At 63.0% G+C, this 19023-nt stretch carries 21 protein-coding genes; 9 read left to right on the forward strand and 12 right to left on the reverse strand.

Translation table 11 applies throughout. The annotated features are described in order from the left end of the window. Positions 1-156 precede the first annotated feature (156 nt). The 5 genes from BM045_RS14825 (at position 157) to cyoD (ending at position 4421) form a co-directional block, all read left to right on the forward strand. Entirely contained in the window at positions 157-522 is a 366-nt protein-coding gene (locus tag BM045_RS14825) for an MliC family protein (RefSeq protein WP_092184591.1), read from the forward strand. A gap of 116 nt (positions 523-638) precedes the next feature. Then, on the forward strand, positions 639-1457 hold the full coding sequence (locus BM045_RS14830) for a COX aromatic rich motif-containing protein (protein WP_170848526.1): 819 nt from the start codon (positions 639-641) through the stop codon (positions 1455-1457). Next, positions 1454-3454, forward strand: coding sequence for a cbb3-type cytochrome c oxidase subunit I (locus tag BM045_RS14835; protein WP_210185028.1), 2001 nt, complete (start codon positions 1454-1456; stop codon positions 3452-3454). Before BM045_RS14830 ends, BM045_RS14835 begins: the two co-directional genes overlap by 4 nt. Further along, complete coding sequence (locus BM045_RS14840; RefSeq protein WP_092184595.1) at positions 3451-4068, forward strand: cytochrome c oxidase subunit 3; 618 nt, start codon at positions 3451-3453, stop codon at positions 4066-4068. Before BM045_RS14835 ends, BM045_RS14840 begins: the two co-directional genes overlap by 4 nt. Next, the gene (gene cyoD, locus BM045_RS14845) at positions 4065-4421 is read left to right on the forward strand and encodes a cytochrome o ubiquinol oxidase subunit IV (protein ID WP_092184597.1); all 357 of its coding nucleotides are present in this window, start codon (positions 4065-4067) and stop codon (positions 4419-4421) included. Before BM045_RS14840 ends, cyoD begins: the two co-directional genes overlap by 4 nt. Positions 4422-4423: 2 nt before the next feature. On the opposite strand, the gene BM045_RS14850 is transcribed toward cyoD, so the two are convergent. The 8 genes from BM045_RS14850 to BM045_RS14885 all read right to left on the reverse strand — a co-directional run bounded on the left by BM045_RS14850 (position 4424) and on the right by BM045_RS14885 (position 10078). Continuing rightward, positions 4424-4774, reverse strand: a complete 351-nt coding sequence (locus tag BM045_RS14850) for a hypothetical protein (RefSeq protein WP_092184599.1) — start codon at positions 4772-4774, stop codon at positions 4424-4426. A gap of 13 nt (positions 4775-4787) precedes the next feature. Then, on the reverse strand, positions 4788-5306 hold the full coding sequence (locus BM045_RS14855) for a DUF6622 family protein (RefSeq protein ID WP_210185029.1): 519 nt from the start codon (positions 5304-5306) through the stop codon (positions 4788-4790). A gap of 32 nt (positions 5307-5338) precedes the next feature. Further along, complete coding sequence (locus BM045_RS14860) at positions 5339-6508, reverse strand: alpha/beta fold hydrolase (protein ID WP_170848527.1); 1170 nt, start codon at positions 6506-6508, stop codon at positions 5339-5341. A gap of 59 nt (positions 6509-6567) precedes the next feature. Then, a complete protein-coding gene (locus tag BM045_RS14865; protein ID WP_139198811.1) occupies positions 6568-6930 on the reverse strand; it encodes a hypothetical protein in 363 nt (120 codons plus the stop codon). 9 nt (positions 6931-6939) lie between these two features. Then, positions 6940-7452: a DUF6790 family protein gene (locus BM045_RS14870; RefSeq protein WP_092184605.1), complete on the reverse strand. Its 513-nt coding sequence runs from the start codon at positions 7450-7452 to the stop codon at positions 6940-6942. Between the two features lie 111 nt (positions 7453-7563). Further along, complete coding sequence (locus BM045_RS14875; protein ID WP_092184608.1) at positions 7564-8703, reverse strand: helix-turn-helix transcriptional regulator; 1140 nt, start codon at positions 8701-8703, stop codon at positions 7564-7566. A 216-nt stretch (positions 8704-8919) separates the two neighbouring features. Then, the gene (locus tag BM045_RS14880) at positions 8920-9471 is read right to left on the reverse strand and encodes a DUF2165 family protein (RefSeq protein ID WP_092184610.1); all 552 of its coding nucleotides are present in this window, start codon (positions 9469-9471) and stop codon (positions 8920-8922) included. A gap of 124 nt (positions 9472-9595) precedes the next feature. Beyond that, positions 9596-10078, reverse strand: coding sequence for an HXXEE domain-containing protein (locus BM045_RS14885; RefSeq protein WP_092184612.1), 483 nt, complete (start codon positions 10076-10078; stop codon positions 9596-9598). A 152-nt stretch (positions 10079-10230) separates the two neighbouring features. Here BM045_RS14885 and BM045_RS14890 point away from each other — a divergent pair, with 152 nt between their 5' ends. The 4 genes from BM045_RS14890 to BM045_RS14905 all read left to right on the forward strand — a co-directional run bounded on the left by BM045_RS14890 (position 10231) and on the right by BM045_RS14905 (position 14134). Next, positions 10231-11109: a hypothetical protein gene (locus BM045_RS14890; RefSeq protein WP_139198812.1), complete on the forward strand. Its 879-nt coding sequence runs from the start codon at positions 10231-10233 to the stop codon at positions 11107-11109. Positions 11110-11223: 114 nt separating this feature from the next. Next, positions 11224-12453, forward strand: coding sequence for a polysaccharide biosynthesis/export family protein (locus BM045_RS14895; RefSeq protein WP_092184616.1), 1230 nt, complete (start codon positions 11224-11226; stop codon positions 12451-12453). Continuing rightward, positions 12450-13241: a family 16 glycosylhydrolase gene (locus BM045_RS14900; protein WP_092184618.1), complete on the forward strand. Its 792-nt coding sequence runs from the start codon at positions 12450-12452 to the stop codon at positions 13239-13241. Before BM045_RS14895 ends, BM045_RS14900 begins: the two co-directional genes overlap by 4 nt. After that, complete coding sequence (locus tag BM045_RS14905; RefSeq protein ID WP_092184620.1) at positions 13241-14134, forward strand: polysaccharide pyruvyl transferase family protein; 894 nt, start codon at positions 13241-13243, stop codon at positions 14132-14134. Before BM045_RS14900 ends, BM045_RS14905 begins: the two co-directional genes overlap by 1 nt. On the opposite strand, the gene BM045_RS14910 is transcribed toward BM045_RS14905, so the two are convergent. The 4 genes from BM045_RS14910 to BM045_RS14925 are packed head-to-tail and all read right to left on the reverse strand — an operon-like array spanning position 14131 to position 19014. Beyond that, positions 14131-15606, reverse strand: coding sequence for a lipopolysaccharide biosynthesis protein (locus BM045_RS14910; RefSeq protein WP_092184622.1), 1476 nt, complete (start codon positions 15604-15606; stop codon positions 14131-14133). The two genes, BM045_RS14905 and BM045_RS14910, sit on opposite strands and share 4 nt — an antisense overlap. A 6-nt stretch (positions 15607-15612) precedes the next feature. After that, positions 15613-16593 (reverse strand): glycosyltransferase family 2 protein, encoded by a 981-nt coding sequence (locus tag BM045_RS14915; RefSeq protein WP_092184624.1) that lies wholly within the window; start codon positions 16591-16593, stop codon positions 15613-15615. After that, entirely contained in the window at positions 16547-17833 is a 1287-nt protein-coding gene (locus BM045_RS14920; RefSeq protein ID WP_092184626.1) for an O-antigen ligase family protein, read from the reverse strand. Before BM045_RS14920 ends, BM045_RS14915 begins: the two co-directional genes overlap by 47 nt. Beyond that, positions 17830-19014 (reverse strand): glycosyltransferase family 2 protein, encoded by a 1185-nt coding sequence (locus tag BM045_RS14925; RefSeq protein ID WP_170848528.1) that lies wholly within the window; start codon positions 19012-19014, stop codon positions 17830-17832. Before BM045_RS14925 ends, BM045_RS14920 begins: the two co-directional genes overlap by 4 nt. Positions 19015-19023: the final 9 nt, after the last annotated feature.

A 19023-nucleotide genomic window follows, 5' to 3' on the forward strand; every position in this document is an offset into this window, starting at 1 on the left:
TACGGGCGGGGCGGAGCACGTTAATTCCACGAAATCCCCTCTCGCCGGAAACCCTTTGAAATGGCCCTCACCAGTTGTGAGGATGCGGCGCAAATCGGCACGGTCTAGCAGCGTGGATAGTCATCAATCCGCCAAGCTCAACCGAAGGAGACATGCATGAACGCCCGCTTTGCCGGCCCTGCCCTTCTCGCCTTCTGCCTTGCCCCCTGCGCCGCCTTTGCGGATAGCGGGCAGGTTGAACTCACTACCGCTGGAGAATTCCAGCAAACCAAGGTGACCTACGACTGCGGCGACAACGGCTCGCTCGACGTCAGCTATGTCAATGCCGATCCTAACTTTTTGGCCGTCGTGCCGGTCTCTGGCGAAACACAGCCGCTAGTGTTTGCCTCGGTCCTCTCTGGCTCGGGCGTGCGCTATGCGGCGGGCAAATATGTGTGGTGGAGCACCGGCAATACCGCCAACCTCTACGACACCACTCAAGACGACAATGCTCCAGCACTGCTCAGCTGCACACAAAAATAACGGATTCTGAACGGACGAACCGCCGCCATCCTCAGAAGTGGTGATGGATTTGCCAGTCATCGCCCGTATTGTCTGACACCTGGTCGCGCGGCCATCTTGGTCTATTCGAGGTGATGATGTTCAAGGACAGTCTGTTTGATCCTGCGGGCCCCGTTTCGGCGGCCACGCGGGACCTGTTCTTTGACTCCGTCGGCCTGATGCTGATCGTCGTCGCCCCGGTGTTCCTGCTGGTGGGCTTCGTGCTGTGGCGCTATCGCGCCGGAACCGGCGCCGCCTACAAGCCGCATTGGGCCGGATCGCGCGCGGTCGAAATCGGCATCTGGTTCATGCCGGTGGTGATCGTCGTGGCGCTGTGGTTCATTGTCTGGAACCGCACGCATGCGCTCGATCCCTATAAGCCCATAGCATCGGGGCTGCCGCCTCTGGTGGTGCAGGCGGTGGCGCTGGATTGGCAATGGCTGTTCATCTACCCGGACGAGAATGTCGCCGCCGTCAACCGGCTGGTCTTCCCCGTCGGCCGCCCGCTCACAATTGAGCTGACCTCCGACACGGTGATGAATTCCCTCTCCATCCCGGCTCTGGGTGGTCAGATCTATGCCATGGCCGGCATGGAGACACAGCTCAACCTCTTGGCCGATCGGCCCGGCGTCTATGACGGCCGCAACACCATGTTCAGCGGCGATGGCTTCTCCGCCCAGACCTTTGCCGCCGAAGCGGTAGATGTCTCTGGCTTCCAATCCTTCCTCGCCCAGGCGCGCGCCAGTGGCGATGCGCTGGACGCAGCGGGCTTCGAAACCCTGTCGACGCCAACCATCGCCGGTCCCGTAAGACTCTATTCAACCGTCGAGCCCAAACTCTTCCACACCATCATGGCCGCGCATGGTTCGATGCCCGAGATGGCGCCCGCCGCAAATCATGCGGAGCATGCGCCATGAACCCCGACCTGCTGTTCGGCAAGCTCACGCTCGACGCCCTGCCCTTCTACAGCCCGATCGCCGCCGGCGGCGCGGCGACCATCGTGCTCGGCGGCGTGGCCGTGGTTGGGCTGATTACCTGGCTCAAGGCCTGGACCTATCTCTGGACCGAATGGTTCACCAGCACCGACCACAAAAAGCTCGGCATCATGTATGTGATCCTGGCCCTCGTCATGCTGCTGCGCGGCTTCGTCGATGCGCTGATGATGCGGGCGCAGCAGGCCATCGCCATGGGCAATGAGGGCTATCTGACGCCCGATCATTTCCAGCAGGTGTTTTCCTCGCATGGCACGATCATGATCTTTTTCATGGGCATGCCCTTCCTGTTCGGCATCATGAACTATGTCGTACCACTACAGCTTGGCGCCCGCGACGTCGCCTTCCCGCTGCTCAATGCCATCGGCCTCTGGCTCACCGCCGCCGGCGCGGCGCTGGTCATGGCCTCGCTGGTCATCGGCGTCTTCTCGACCGGCGGCTGGACCGGTTATCCGCCCTATACCGAACTCAGCTACAGCCCCACCGTCGGCGTCGACTATTGGATCATGGCGCTTCTGATCGCCGGCACCGGCACGACGCTCAGCGCCATCAATTTTATTGTCACCATCTACAAGATGCGGGCGCCCGGCATGGGGCTGATGCAGATGCCGCTGTTCTGCTGGACCGCGCTCTGCGCCAGCCTCCTTGCCGTCTTCGCCCTGCCCGGCCTCACCGTTGCGGGCGGATTATTGGCGCTTGACCGCTACTTGGGCATGCATTTCTTCACCAATGACGGCGGCGGCAATGTGATGAACTATGCCAACTTGTTCTGGATTTTCGGCCATCCCGAGGTCTACATCCTGATCCTGCCGGCCTTTGGCGTCTTTTCTACCGTTATACCAACCTTTAGCCAGAAGCGCCTATTTGGTTACAATGTGCTGGTCTATGCCACCATGTGCATTGCCGTGTTGAGCTTCACCGTCTGGCTGCATCACTTCTTCACCATGGGCGCCGATGCCAACGTCAATGCCTTCTTCGGCATCATGACCGCCGTGATCGCCGTACCGACCGGCGTGAAAGTTTATGACTGGATCCTCACCATGTATCGCGGCCGGCTGCGCTTCGATACGCCGATGCTGTGGTCGATCGCCTTCATCCTCACCTTCGTCATCGGCGGCATGACCGGGGTCATCCTCTCCATCCCGCCGCTCGATTATGTCTTCCACAACACGCTGTTCCTGATCGCCCATTTCCACAACATGCTGATCCCCGGCATGCTGTTTGGCCTGTTCGCCGGCTATGCCTACTGGTTTCCCAAAGCCTTCGGTTTTCCACTCGACGAGACCTGGGGCCGTCGCGCCTTCTGGTTCTGGGTCGTCGGCTTTTACCTCGCCTTCATGCCGCTCTATGTGCTGGGCTTCATGGGCGCGGTGCGCCGCATGACCTATTACGACCAGCCGGAATGGCAGGTTTATTTCATCATCGCCGCCATTGGCGCGCTGTCGGTGCTGCTTGGCATCGTCAGCCAGATCATCCAGCTGGTGGTCAGCATCCGCAACCGGGCGCAGACCGCCAATCTTGCCGGTGACCACTGGGGCGGACAGACGCTCGAATGGTCCACCTCCTCGCCGCCGCCCGAATACAATTTTGCCGTGCTGCCCACTGTCTGCACGCTGGACGCCTTCCAGGTGGCCAAGGATATGGGCACGCCCCATCTCTGGCCCGAACGCTACGAGCCGCTCGAAGTGCCGCGCAACACCATGGTCGGCCTAGTCTTCGGTGCCCTTGCCTTCCTCCTCGGCTTTGCCACGGTCTGGCATATCTGGTGGCTGGCCGGTCTCGCCATCATCGGCATTGTCGGCATCACCATCGCCCGCAGCTTTGCCACCGAAACCACCCGCATCATTCCGGCGAGCGAAATCGCCTTGACAGAACTGCGCTGGAAGCAGGCCATTTTGGCGCAGCAGGGAGATGCGCAATGAGCGAGCGCCAGCACCCCGGCATCAACCTCACCCATGCGCGACCGCAGGATGCACGCCATGCCGAGGTAACGGTCTTTGGTTTCTGGACCTTTCTGATGAGCGACGCGATCCTCTTCGCGCTGCTGTTCGCCACCTATGCGTCCATGGTTAGCCGCACCGCCGGTGGCCCCTCCGGCGCCGAGCTTTTCGATATCGGCAATGCCTTCCTCGAAACCATAGTGCTGCTGCTCAGCAGCTTCACCTTCGGCATGGCGGCCGTGGCGCTCAAGGAGGGCCGCCAGCGCGCCGCAAGCCTTTGGCTCGTCGTCACCCTGCTGCTCGGCCTCGGCTTCCTCGGTCTCGAACTGCGCGAATTTTCGTCGCTCATAACCCAGGGTGCAACACCCCAGACCAGCGGCTTTCTCTCGAGCTTTTTCGTGCTGCTGTCGCTGCACGGACTGCATGCGCTGGTCGGCTGCATCTGGATCGGCGTCATGCTGGCCCAGATCGCCATATTCGGCCTCTCCCGCCCGGTGCGCTCGCGCCTGCTGCGGCTTGGCCTGTTCTGGCATTTCCTCGATCTGGTCTGGATCGTGATCTTTACTCTGGTCTATCTACCGGTGGTGTCAGCATGAGTGGTCCCTGGGAAGGCAATGCCGGCGGCCATAACTTGCCGCAACCCAATGCCGAGGCCCGCCAGGAGCGCGCCGCCTATCTCTGGGGGCTGTCGCTGGCTCTGCTGCTGACAGCAGCGGCCTTCGGGCTGGCGGTCTTCAAGATTCTCGCCGGCCCGGCACTGCTGGCAGTCATCGGCCTGCTTGCCGTCATCCAGGTCGTGGTGCAGTTCCGCTTCTTCCTCCACATCGACCTGTCTAAGTCAAAGCGCGAAGACCTGCAGTTGATCCTCTTCACCGGGCTGCTGATCCTAATCATGGTCGGCGGCAGCCTGTGGATCCTCGGCAATCTCGACCAGCGGATGATGGGCTAGTTTTACTGGCTCTGGCCAAACACCAGCTGTGTTGCGCTCTGCGAAAAATCCTCAAGGCGCTCGGTCTTGGCATCGTCCGATAAATCCGCCTGGCCATCGGTGGTCAAGCAATAGCTGGCGATCAGATTGTCGAGCACGGCATCATCCGGCACGCCGGCCTGCTTGAGATCGAAGATCGCTGTCTCCAGCGCATCCGGCGCGTCGAGATCGACACCATCGGGCAGGATATGCGCCACGACGCCTGCCAGTGCCGGATCATCCAGCTTGGCCAGCACCGGACATTCAAGTGCCATGGCCGGAGTAGCAAGTGCGACCATGGTGGCCAGGACATAAAGCCTACGCAGCTTGGGCATGAGATATCCTTGGTTACGGCTGGGTCTGCACGACCGGGGCATTGTTCCAGACCCAGACGTAACGGGCGAACTTGCCGATGAAGATGCCGGTGAACAGACCCGAAAGGGTCAGGTCGGCGATGCGGAACGTCGTTTCCTGCAGCAGATCGGGTGACACGGCAGCAACGACGCCGAAGCCGTATTTCACGGCAAAGGTCAGCATCAGCAGCGGCAGCAGGGTGTAATCGGCCGGATGATGCAGCGTGCCAGCCGCGCGGTTGGGGACGATTTCGTAGCGCGAGACAATGCCCCAGCCCACCGCCGCGCCAAGCGCAATGCCGACCAGCCAGAACCCAGCCGTATCCAGCGCCACGCCATACAGCGTCACCAGATCATAGAGGCCCCAGGCGGTGAAAATCACCGGCAGAATGGCCATCTTGAGCAGCGTCGTGTCGCCGGGATTGCGTCCCTTGATGCCGCGGAACAGCAGGTAGGCGAACAGGACCCAGACCCAGACCGGCGTCTGCGTCAGAAATTGGGACAGGATATCCATGACATGAAGCTCGCTTTGGAAAAGACTGAAACTCAAGGGCAATTGTCGGTTACAGGCTGGCCGTTTTGCAGGTGGTTGAGCCAGGCGATGAAATAGGGATAGCCCTCCCGCGCCGCCTCGTAATGCGTCCCGCCCAGCAGCACCTGCATGGTGACATGCGAGCCGGCCTGGCAAAGGCCTGACATATATTCCGCCGTAACATCCGGCACGACGGTCTGGTCGGCACTGCCCTGCACCAGCAGCACCGGCGTCGCTGTCGGTAAGGCGCCGATGGTGTTTTCCGTCAGCAGCGCCTTCCACGGCGGCAGGCTGGTGAGGTCATCGACCGACAAAAAGCTTTTCATCAGGTCGTGGCCATCGAACAGCCTTGGCAGTAGGTCCTCCAGTGACTCAAGACACACCTCTGCCAAGGCATCGACCGTGCCAATCGCCTCGGCCGTCACCACCTCATCCATCGGCGCATCGAACACCTGGTTCCAGGCATAAAGCGCCATGGCGAGGAGGTTTCGGCCGCCCGCGGTAGGATAATCGTCATTCATCAGCTTGGCGAGATCTGTTGCCGGCGCGGCCGCCGCCACGCCGAGCAGCTTGATATCGGGGGCATAGCTTGGCGCCAGATCGGCGGCATAGAGCACCGCCTGTCCGCCCTGCGAATGGCCCCATAGCGTGGCATTCGGCGAGCGTCCGCCGATCAGTTCACGCGCGGCCCGGATGGAGTCGAGCACCGCGCGGCCTTCGCTGTCGCCGACGAGAAAGGGATGCGGGCCCGGCGTGCCGAGACCCGGATAATCCGTCGCCGTCACCACATAGCCCTGCCTCAACAGATCCTCGAGCCCCTGCACCTGCTCATTGCCGAAGTAGGCCAGCGATGGCGCGCATTTGGACACGACGCCACTGGTCGGATGCGCCCAGGCAACGATCGGCCAGCCGCCCGCGGGCATTTGGCCCGGCGGCACGAAAACCATGCCGGACACCGCGATCGGCTCGCCCTTGAGCCCGACCGAGCGGTACAGCACGATATATTTGCTGGCTCCGAAAGCGGGCACGTCATGCCGCACATTCTGGATCAGCGAGCCCGGCGCGCCGCCGGCAATGGCTGCAGCATCGGCGGAATAAAACGGCGTCTGGGCCTGCACCGGTAGGCCGAAAGCCAGCAGTGCCAATCCAAGGATCGTGCCCAGACCGAAAACCCTGCCTGCCATGCCCTTACTCCACCGCATATCGAACCTTTCCCTACCGACCGCACCACGGTCCGGCATCCTCAGAACTGGTGACGACCAGCGCCCCTCACCGCCCGCAGGATTGTCCCCGCCCCCAGCATGACAATCAGCGCTGGCAGGATGAGGCCGCTATCGAGGCCCAGCGACATCACCCCCCCGATCAGCCCGAACAGGCTACCGGCGATCAATCGGGACAGCACTTTCACGTCGCTCCAGCCCTCGCGCCCGGCCAGCCGAGTTCCATCCGCCACCGCAACACCGCCCGGCACCAGCAGCACCAGAAAAATCCAGCGGTTTGGAAACTCATAGCCAAGCTGGTCAAACAACAGCGCCGAGCCGACACCGATCAGCACCAAGCCACCAACGGCAGACGCCTGCCAGCGTGAACCAGGGGAGGACGACATCGGTGCGCTTTAGGCCCAGATGGGAACGCGCCATCTCTTGCTTCCACCGCGATTGGCCAAGGCCAGCAACACCATCAGCACGATCACCCGGGCAATGGTCAGGATCAGCAGCAGGCCGAAATTGTCGGGCGACGTATCGCCATTGGCATAGGCCTGGACAAAATGCCCCACTGACACGCCGCTGTAATACAGCACCGCAAACAGCCCGATGGCGGTCTTGAAGGCGAGGCTACGCCAGAAGGCAAGCACGGCCACCACACCGTAGGAAATATCGGCAACGCCAACCTCGAACTCATAGGGGCTCGGCTGCCAGCCGATCTGCGCCGAGGCCAAGGCGGGGAAAAACACATGGAATAGCCCGGCCCAGATGCCGTCAAGCCCGACGGCCAGCAGCAGCACCCAGCCGAGATAACGGTCCGGCCACGGCGTGCCGCGCTTGACGAACATTGGGATGACCACGGCGGCGAGGCACAGGAAGGCCGGCAGATTGGTCAGCACGAATTTGATGGCATCGGCGATCATGACTTCCTCCTCGGACCAAGGCGCTGCCATCCCTCATGGAAACGGCCTTTCCTCAGGTCCTATTGGATAGGAGATGGCACCGCGTCTGCCATCCTCAGAACTGGTGATCGCCTAGCGCGCTAGCGCCGTGAGCAGCGCACCGATCCGCTCGAAGTCGCGCAGATTGGTAGCGTCCGACTTGCGCAACACCGTGCGGATCTGGCTGCGCACGGTTTCGAGCGACACGTCGCGCTCGCGCGCCACGCTCTCGGCGGTCTGCCCGCCGAGCAGTGCCAGCGCCACCGCCCCCTCGGCCGCGCTCAACCCGAACAACTCGCTCAGCAGTGACGGTTTTGGTGCGCTGGGCCGGGACAATTCGGTGATCAGGATCAAAACCGGCGTCAGCTCGCCCGGGAAGGTCTTGCGCCCGCCGAGATGTTTCGGTTGCGGCGAGACCAGCACGGCAAGCTGCCCCATGCGATCGAGGTCGCCGGTATCGAGTTCGATCCGCATCGCCCCGCCGCTGCCGCCCGATGCCGCATCGCGCACCAGCGCACGCAGGCGGTTGGAGCGCTCGCGATTATCGACCAGCAGCCGCGTGCCATGCACATTATGCGACGGCGCTGCGATGCCGATCGGCAGGCCGCGCCCCGACAGCGACCGCGCCGCGGCGGCATTGGCGAACAGCACATTGAGATCGGCATCGACCACCAGCGCACTGCCCGGCAGCGCCTCGAAGGCCGCATAGCCAACGCGGGCATTGAGCTCGGCATCCTGCAGCCGCTGGCGCAATTGCAGCGAGCGCTGGATATGCGGCAGCACCCGCACCAGCTTGGCCCGCTCCTCGCTGCCAAAGGCCATGCCCTGGCGGAAGAAGCCGACCACCGTGCCCTCGCGGTCCCCCACCGCGCCGACCAGCATGTGATCCTGGCCATTGGGCCGGGCAAAATCGCGGTAAAATTCCGACTGCCGGTATTGCTCGTCGTCGACCAGGTCCTCCGACACCGCTACGGCGCTGGCCCAGTCGCTGGTCGGCTTTATCCGGCTGATGGCGGCGCGGATCGGGTCGATATGGGCATAGTGATCGACATAACGGGTCTCCCCGGCACGGGAGAGTTCGAAGACATTGACCGATTGGCCATTGGCCTGCCGGAACCGCATCGTGCCGGCATCGGCACCCAGGCATTTGAACAGCCGCCGGCCGATCGACAACCAGTCACCCTGGCTCGAGCCAAGATCATAGATGTCGCCAATAACCGCATTGATATCCACGACCGCCCCCGCATGTCTTGATCAATGCCAAGGTGACGCGCCCTGACAAAATATCAGTACAATACCGGGGGTTACTTTGCCACCATGGATAGGCAAGCCGATTTTCTGTCCGGTTAAGGCTAAGTTTCTTTCACCACACAAAAACCCAAAGCGATCAACGCAGCCGCTTTTCGGCGCCGCTGCCGTGAGACACGCAACAGGCCGAATCGCGCTGGCTTAGTCCTCGCGATGCAGCGTGGCGAGGATCAGGCCCAGCGCATTGGGCAGGAAATAGATCATGCCGCCCAGCTGGCCATCGAGCGAGTTGGTCTTGGCCTCCCAGGACAGGAACCAGTCGCCGGCGATCACCATGAAGCCGACACCCCAGATCAGCACGGCAAACAGGCACCCAAGCATCATCCAGGCCTTGCCCCTGGCAAAGTCGGCACTGCTGCGCCCGAGGTTGAGCAGCATCAGCACCAGCCCGATCAGCCCGAAAATACCGGCCAGCGTTTCCACGGCGATGATGGCAACCAGCGCCACCGGCCCGACCCAGGGCGCAGTGATGGCCCGCACCTGCTGCAGCGGATTGCCATAGGTATCGGTCATCTGGATCATCGGTTCGACCGCATTGACCAGGGTGTCATTGAAGTCGGTGACATCGTTGAGCAGGCCGAGAAAACCCCACAGCGTCGGGAACAGCGCCATGCCGATCAGCGCCAGTCGGCCAACATTGCGCGTATTGACCAGGCCCGTGATGCCGCCGGCCGACGGGATATGCTGTTGCATTCTGCTCTCCATGACATCGGCGCCCAGCCGCAATGCTGACATTCAGCATGCGCGAGGCTTAGGCGTCCCATAGGCGAGCAACATCCTCAGAACTGGTGATAGGGCTAGAAATGGCCCGACGGTACTAAGCCTGGCGTCCGACCTGCTGGAAATACGGCAAGGACCGCAGCTTCAGCATAGCCACCGGATAGGCCATCAACAGGGCGCCGATCCCCACGCCGCCGGCAATGGTCCAAACGTCTCCAACCCCGGTCGACAGCGCAATGGACCAGGAGAACCAGATGCTGGGCAGGAACAACACCAGCGCCGTCGCAGCGCCTGGTGAAAAGCGCCCTTTGGCGCGGATCATCGGCAGGAAGTGGAACAACAGCGCATTGATCAGCATCAGTCCGGTAAAGCTCAGCGACACCAACGGCATGCTCTCCGCCAGCATGGCCTGGGCAATGCCCACGGCCACCACCACCGCATTGGTGACAAAGAAGTCCGTCCATTCCACCGGCAGGCCGATCACCTCACGCGCCCAGTTCCGCCAGTCGAAGGCGAACTCTTCCATGATGTGCATCGAATAGGCTGCCATGGCCAGCCAGGCGGCCGAAGTCAGTGTCATTGCCGTCTCCTTCGATGCGGGCAATCCAGCCGTAGCGCTGCATTCGAGCCTGTACATCCCCAGAACTGGTGACAGCTTCCCACAAGGCGCATGCCGCTAATGCATTGTCCTGCCAGCCATTTACGCAAAGCCAATGACGGCCTAGCCTCGCCATGGTCTGGCCGGATTCGGATTTCATGCTGGATGCGAAGAATTGCGCAGGCGTGATTGAAGATTCGGTCACACTTCGTGGTCGACCATGGCTCCGGCCGTGCCGGTCACATCCACAGAAGTGGATTTCGCGCTCCGAAGGCATCCAAACAGCAAGAGAGCATGCATTGGTCCAAAACCGTTACACCTTGTGCGATGGCGTGGGGAATCCGCAAGACTGGAGCTACACCTGGCAGATCAGTGACGACGTCAGCCTCAGCAGTGACTGCGGCTTTTGCGGGCGCAACACACTGCGCTTCACCTATGAAGTCACGCACGGACCCGAGACCCGCTGGATTTGCCAGCACTGCGTCAGCCGCTATCCGGTGGGCGGCGAAATCGATGGCGACGTCATGGGCCCCAAGGCCGCCCGCGCCTATGCCCATGGCCTGACCGCCCGCCTCAAGCAGCAGACCTGCAGCGAAGTCATCCGCCGAGTCCAAGCCGCCGTACCGGACGCAACCCTTGAAGAAGTGGTGGTCTATTTCGACCGCAATCTACAGCTGTCTCCGCTGCACGCCGCAAAGCTGTTTGCGGCCATGGTGCAGGCCGGTGAGGAAACCAATGCCGGCGTGTTTGAGATCCAGACCCGCAGCAATGCCCATCAGCAGGAGTTCGGCGCTCTGCCCGACAGCGAACGGACGCTGGTGTGGATTGCCCTCTCGCCACAGCAGCGCCGTCGCCTCGCCTCACTCGGATTCGCGCCCGAGGGCACCCTGGTGCGTCGCAATAGCGGCCGAAAGCCCCCCCGGGTCGAGATTCAGTTGGCCGCCCCGCGCATACCTGTCCTGAGTGAGGTGGCAGCTATCGATCTTACCGTGAAAGACGATGGAAATCAGTAGCTTAGCTTGAACGAATGATTGCACGCGGCCGCGCCGCCGCGTGCCCGTGCCCCATTGCGGGCACGATCAGTCTCAACAATCCTTGCACACGCGAACAGCAGCAAGGATGGGCGCATGAATGCCACAACAAGCCAGACAAGCATCGCCAGGCGCACGCTAGCCGCCCTCCTCCTCGGGGTCACCTGGATCGGCGCCGCGCAGGCCGCCACGCCCTATACGCTCGGCATCTCCGACAAGCTGAACATCAAGGTCGTACAGTGGAAAGCCGCTGACTCGACCTTCGTGGAATGGACGGCGCTGGGCGGCGAATATGTCGTCGGCGCCGATGGCATGGTCAATTTCCCCATGGTCGGCGCCACCGAAAGCGCCGGCCGGACCAGCGCCGACCTAGCGGCCAGCCTCGGCGGCGCTTTGCAGCAGACGCTCGGTCTCAGCACCGCCCCCACCGTCACCGTGGAAGTGTCCGCCTATGGCCCGATCTATGTCTCCGGCGATGTCGGCAGCCCCGGCGAATATCCCTTCGCCCCCAACCTGACCGTCGTGAAAGCCCTGGCCCTGGCCGGCGGCGAACGCCGCAGCGCCGAAGCCTCGGCCCGTCCCGAGCGGGAAATTCTAACCACCTCCGGCGCACTGACCGTGCTGGAAGACGAATACCGCCGGCTGCAGGTGCGCAGGGCACGGCTCGATGCCGAACTGGCCGGCGCCACGGAAATCACCGTGCCGCCTGAACTGGACGGCATTGCCGACATCGACGCCCTGCTGGCGGCCGAGACCGCCATCCTCGAGGCCCAGCGCCGCCAGGCCGAAGCCCAATCCACCTCGCTGACCGACCAGGTCGCCCTGCTAACCCGGCAGATCGAGGCTTTTGCGCAGAAGGAAGCGGCGACAGAAACGCAGATCGTCACTGCTCGGGAACAGCTCGAAAAGATCACCGCCCTTTCCGACGACGGCTTGGCACTCGCCTCCCGCGTCTCGACGCTGCAGACCAATGTGTCGGACCTGGAATCCCGCCTGCTCGATACCCAGACCACGGCTTTGCAGGCGCAGCAGGACATCGCCGCGGCCCAGCGCGAACAGGCCCGTCTGACTGACCAGCGTATTTCCGACCTGACGCTGGAGCGCCAGACAGTCGATGGCCAGATCGCCGCGCTGCAACTCAAGATCGGCACCCAGCAGGGTCTGGTTCAGGAGGCTGCCTTTTACACCGGCGTTGCCGTCCCCGGGGATGCGGCCCCCAAATTCAACTATGTCATCATGCGCGATGGCGCCGAAGTGGCCGCCGACCTCACCACGCCTCTCCTGGCCGGTGATGTGGTGGTTGCAAAACTGGAGCTAACCCCATGATGATCCGTAACCTCCTTGCTACGGTTGCGCTGGCCACATTGGCCCAGGCCGCTCCGGCCTTTGCGCAAGGCACCGCTTTCCACGATACCTTCGACAGCCTCGATTCCGCGCGTTGGTATGTTTCGGATGGCTGGAGCAATGGCGCTCACCAGAACTGCACCTGGTCGACCGATCAGGCCAAGGTCACCGGCGGCAATCTGCGGGTCGGTTTTGCCCCAGTGCTCAAGGGCGAGCGGCAGAACCGCTGTGGCGAAATCCAGACCAAGACCGCCTATGGCTTTGGCACCTTTGAGGCCCGGCTTAAGACCCCGGCCGGCTCAGGCCTCAACGCGGCCTTTTTCACCTATATTGGCCAGCAGCAGGGCAAGCCGCACGACGAGATCGACTTCGAAATCCTGCTGAGGGATACCGGCCATGTCGATACCACCACTTTCGTCAAAGGCGTGAGCGGCGATGGCGAGATCGGCGCCGGCCAATCCCATGCCCTGCCCCATGCCTCCGACAGCGACTTCACCACCTTAGCCTTCACCTGGGAGCCGGACCGGGTGCGCTACTACATCGACGGCGAGCTGGTCCGCACTATCGACGATCCGAAAATGGTCCCGACCAATCCGCAGCGCATCTTCTTCAGCCTCTGGGGTTCGGACACGCTGACCGACTGGATGGGCCCCTTCTCGCCGGTCAGTCAGCCCATAGCCATGGAGGTCGACTGGGTCGCCTTCACCCCGCTGGGCGAGGGCTGCGCCTTCGACCAATCCATTCTCTGCCAAACCAACGAGGGCAATTGATGAAGCTGGTATTTTTCCGCGGCACGGTGCCGAATTTTGGCGACGAGCTGAACCTCAGCGTCTGGCCAGCCATCCTGCCCAAGGGTTTCCTGGACGAGGACGAGAGCGAACTCTTCGTCGGTATCGGTTCCATTATCGGCGATCATCTGTCGCCGACCGCCCGCAAATTCGTCATGGGCTCCGGCTATGCCGGCTATATGGGCCTGCCCGATGTGCATGACGGCAGCTGGGACATTCGCTTCGTGCGTGGCCCCAATACGGCCAGGACGCTCAAGATCGATCCCAGCCTCTCCATCTGCGACAGCGCCATCCTGCTGCGCACCATGGAGCTGCCGGCGCCCGACGATCGCGTGGGCATTGCCTTCATGCCGCATTACGAAAGCCTCGAGCGCGGCAATTGGGCGGAAGCCTGCCGCATGGCTGGCATAACGCTGATCGACGCCACCGAGCCGGTGGAGAAGGTCTTGAGCCAGATCCGCGGCGCCCGCCTTCTGATCACCGAAGCCATGCATGGCGCCATCGTCGCCGATGCCCTGCGCACGCCCTGGATCGGTGCCAAGCCGATCTATGGCGGCCACCACAAGAAATGGCTCGACTGGGCCGGCGCGCTCAATCTCGACGTGCGGCTCAATGATCTGAAACCCAGTAGTGTGCTGGAAGCCTATATCGCCCGCACCGGGCGCGGTGGAGAATTGGGCAAGGTTGGCCGGTTCAGCGCGTCGCCGCTCGCCGCCATTCCCAACAGCTTCTTCACGTCGTCGGCCGCCCGGCATATACAAAACATGGCCAAGCTCGAACCGCAGTTGAGCAGCGATGCGATGATTGCACAGGTGACCGAGCGCGCCCAGGCGGCGGTGGATGGTTTCGTGCGCAGCCGGGTGGCAGTCGCCTAACGGCGGCTGCGCAGGAAGCCCACCAGCGTTTCGATCCGCCTTCGTCCCAACACCACAATCACGGCGCCGTAGCTCAAGGCTGCGGCGCCTATTGTTGCGCCCAGCCGCAGCATCTGGTCGGTATGGGCCAATTCGGCCTGCACCAGCCAGCCAGCACCCCACATGACAAGGGTCGCGGCGACCGGCAAGGCGAAGGAGGCGAGATAGGTCCACAGCGACACGCCCAGCAGTCGCACCACCATGTGAAGCGTCGGCAACCACAGCAGCAGGTTGAGGATCACCAGCGAGGTGGTCAGCGCCACCACGCCCCAGCCGGAAAACAGGAAGATATAGAGTACCGTCGCGAGCTGCTTGCCGAGGATATAGTAGAACCACAGATCCGCCTGCCCCTGGCTCCGGATCAGCGACGACTGCAATATGCCCACCGAGGTGAGCAGACCCAGCACACAAAAGGCCTGCACCACCGGCACGGCCGAGACCCAGGCTTCGCCAAAGGCAAAGGGGATCAAATCGGGCGCCACCAGCGCGAGGCCGGCAAACACCGGAAAGGCTACGACTGAGGAGGCAAATGTCCCCAGCAGATAGGCGTGGCGCAGTTTCGCCGGTTCGCGCTGCATGGAGGACAGCAGCGAATAGGAGACGAGGTTCAGCGCACCGGAAATCAGGTCCGTGAGGATCTGGAAGATGCGGCGGGCAAAACTGTAGATGCCCAGCCACGCCGGTCCCATCAGCGCGCCGATCAGCAACTGGTCGAGATTGATCGTGGTGATGAAGTGATTGCCGTTGGAGAACAGGCCAAAGGCGCGCAGGTCGCGCAGCGCCGCCCGATCGAAGCGCAGCCCGGGCAGCCAGCGCGCGCCCATCAGCGCCGCCACACAGGCGGCGATGGCGCCGGCCAATTGCGAAAAGGCCAGGGCCCAGAGGCCAAGGCCGGCCCACAGCAGGCCGAGGCACACCAGCGCCGTCACTACGGACGCGACCGTGGTCCGCAGCGCCAGCAGTTTGAACGACATGGTCCGCACGATCAGCGCATTGGGCACCGCCGCCGCCATTTCGAAGATCACCCGCGCCGCGACCAGCGGAATCAGCAGCGCCAGTTGCGGTTGGTTGGAGGCCTGGGCGATGAACGGCCCTGCCCCGCAGAGCGCCGCATAGATCATCAGCGCCGCACCAACACAGAGCCAGAATACCGTATCGAGATGCGCGGGCGTAATGGTCTGGCGCTGGATCAACGCCTCGCGAAACCCCGCCGGGGCAATCGCCACGCCGACGCTGGCAATGCTCACGGCAAAGGCCACAATGCCGAATTCGGCCGGCGTCAAAACGCGCGAGCTGGCCAGAAACACCAGAAAGCCCAGGGCGCTGGGCACCAGGCTACTGACCAGCGACCACAGCGTGCCGCGGATCGCCGCAGAGGCCCGGCCCGTGGTCAGGTGATCGCGCTTGGGCTGTTTGTCGACGGCTATGGTCATATGAGGCTACACGTCGCGCGAGGCGACAAAGAGATCGAACTCCGGCGTCAACCGCCCCAGCGCCCGGATCAGCATGCCGCGGCTGCGCAGGCGTAGCGCTTCAAGCGGCGAGACGTGCCCGGCCAGCTTTTCGCCGATCAGCGCCTTGGCCACATTGGTCGCCCGCACGCTGACCGGCGCGGCAAAGCGCGGATTGGTCATGAAGGCAGCGCGCTGGCCAATACTGGTCTCGCTCCACACCTTCTGCCGCAGCGCCTGCACGGCGCGCTTGAGGTCAAGCTCGCGCCGCAGATAGCTGGCATCGAGTTCGGCATTGCGCGTGGTCTGCTCGGCATTTTCCGCCCAGACCGCCAGCGGCTCCATCGCCACATACACCGGCTCGGCAATGGAATAGGTGCGCAGATATTCCTGCAGCGTCGCCGTGCAGCCATACTGGATTTCCAGCGGCGATCGCGCCCGCACCGACCAGAACAGCCCGCCATTGGACACCCCGATGCCGGCCAGCAGCGCCAGCCGGAATTCTTCGGCCTGATACAGCCCATCGGTGAAGAGGTCATCCAGTACGCCCACGGTGCCGACGCTCGCCGCTGCCGTGCCGCTGGCATATTCGACTAGCTGGTTGCGCAAGACGATCTCGACGCCTTCGCGCCGCATCAGCGCGATATTGTCGGCGACGAAAGTCGGCAGGATGAAATTGTCATCCTCCACCACGCAGAAATACTCCGCGCCATGCGGGTTATCGGCTGAAAAGCAGTGGTCGATATTGCGCGAGGCAAACAGCTGCGGCTTGTTGGGCGTATAGCGGATGCGGGGATCGTTCAGCTCGGCGACCACGAAGCCGCCCGCCTCGGACGGATCATCGTCATAGACATCGCAGACCCAAGCCGGCGACGTCTGGGCAATCATCGAGTCCAGCGCGCGGCGCAGCTGTTCGGGCCGCTTATAGGTTGGGGTGCGAAAGTGGACGAGGCCGGTCTGCTGCGACATGGCTCAAAACTCCTCTGGAGGGACGGCGCGGCGCGGGAAGCGACTGCCGGCGCAAGGCGAGCAGACCCGCGGCGGCATAGATCAGCGTGGCAATGCCCATGATCGAGCGGATGGAAAATTCGAAGAACACTTCCACCTCGATGAAGCTGCGCAGGATCATCAGGGTCTGTAGCGCCAAGAGCAGCGCATTGGGTGCGCTGGGCCGCATGAACGTATAGGCGCCCATCAGGATCGCCCCGCCATACATGATGGCAATCTGCAGCCCGAGCCCGATCAGCCCGATCTCGACGGCATTGGAAATATAGGTGTTGTGAAAGTTGAAGCCCGCGCCCGAGGGCACGTCGAACATCGCCCAAAGCTCCTCGGCCGGCGCAAAGCCGGACACCCAGAAAGCGCGGTAGCCGAGCCCCTGCAAAGGCCGTTCGGCGATATAGCTGAGGCCGGTGGCCCAGAGATCGGTGCGCCCGGTCAGCGTCGCATCCTTGCCCGAGCCCTCGAGGATTTCCGCGAGCAGCGCATCGCCGGTCGTCGCCACCAGAAGCGCCAGTGCAGCGGCGATGATCAGCAGCAGCGCAAAGACGAGAATCTTCTGCATACCGCTTAGCCGCGCCGACATCAGGCTCAGCAGAATGATGGCAACGCAAGGCGCCACCATGAGCGTCGCCCCCGTCGATTGCGCCAGGATCAGTAGCGGCCCCGAGGCCAGCGCACCCGCGGCACCCAGCGCCCGCAACGGCCACGACGACTTGCCATCAGCCGCCACCGCAACGGCAATCAGCGCAAACACAGCAATATGCGCGGCAAAGGCATTCTTGCTGCCGAACACCCCGAGCCAGCTGCCGCCGAGACCGGTGCGGCCGAACAGGATGCTGGCCACGACGCCAATGCCATAGACGATGAACATCAGCCGCATCAGCGCGGCCGTGGACAGCCGCCCGGTGATGATGATCGCGACCATGGCAGTAAACGCCAGCTGCAGCCCGTAGCGCAGCGAATTGGCCGGATATTGCGACCACAGCGCCGTCAGCATGCAATAGGCCGGCAGCAGCAGCACGAACCACCAGCGCCGCAGGCTATCCACCGTCGCCGGAATGTTGCTGACAATAAGAAGTCCGCCGCAGCCCATGAAGGTCAGCGCCGCCAGCGACCCGAACATGGCATTGAGCACCAGCGCGGCAAAGGCGCCGAAAGTCAGCAGCCAGGCGATATTGAGCGTGAGCTGGCGCGGCGCGGCCATCATGACGCCTCCGCCAGCGCGTGGCGCTCAATCAGCCGCACCTCGGGAATAAACCCGGCGGCATAGCGACCCGCAGCATCAAGCACCGTGCATTCGGCTCCAGCATGTGCGGCCAGTTCGCGCCAGACATGTCGTGGCCGCGGAGCCGACCAGTTTATCTGCCCGGCCGGAACATAGGCCGGCACGCCCTGCCCTCCCAGCGTCAGCGATCGGCTCGGCTGCGTTAAAGACTGGGCTTGTGTGTCACGACGCTGACGACCTTCGCTAAAGGAAGCCCACAGCCGCCCGAGATGGCTCGGATCACCGGCCAGCAGCTTCAACGCCTGCCCTGCCCGGCGGCCCTTGATACTCGCCACCAGCGCCTCATAGCCCAGCCCGGTCTCCAGCACAGCCAGCCGCTTGGCAAAAGCCGCAGCAAGTGCGCCCGGCATTGCGGGATACTGCGAAACAAGCGCCCGCTGCCGCTCCACCATGGCCTGCATGTCGTGCACCGACAGCCGATGCGAGATCGAGGCCGAGTGGCGGCGGTAGAGATAGAAAGGTTCGGGCACAACTGTCATGCGCGCGCCGTCGAGCAGCAGCCGCAGCACGAAATCATAATCCTCGCCGATGCGCAGGCTCTCGTCATAGCGCGTCTGCCCCAGCTGTTCGGCCCGGATCATCGGTTTGAGATAACCCAGCGCCGGCGTGCCATCCATACCGGCAAGCACCCATTTCTCGGGCGATACGGCAAAACTGGTGGGTGCATCCTCGCCCAGCATCAATTTCGGCGCGTTGCCATCCTCGTGGAACAATAGCAGGTCATCGGCAATGATATCGGCATCGTGGCTAACGGCAGCCGCCAGCAGCCGCTCGAAGCGTTCGGGATGCAGGATATCGTCGGAATCCACCACGGCGATCCAGAGGCCCCGCGCCATCTCCAGCGCCCGGTTGCGGCAATGCGCCGGCCCCTGGTTCGTCTCGGAGAGGCTCAGCCGAATGCGCGGATCACCCGCCATCAGCGCCTGCACGCGCGCCACGCTGTCATCCCCCGACGCATCGTCGCTGACGATCACTTCCAGGTCGCCCATGCTCTGGTCGAGCACCGAGCGCAAGGCCATGACGATCTTATCGCCGGCCTGAAAATTGGCCATGATGACGGAGACCAGCGGTCGCCCGCCGTTCCGTCCCTGATGCATATTCATCATGTCACC

The organism is Devosia sp. YR412, from assembly GCF_900110945.1.
Lineage (GTDB): Bacteria > Pseudomonadota > Alphaproteobacteria > Rhizobiales > Devosiaceae > Devosia.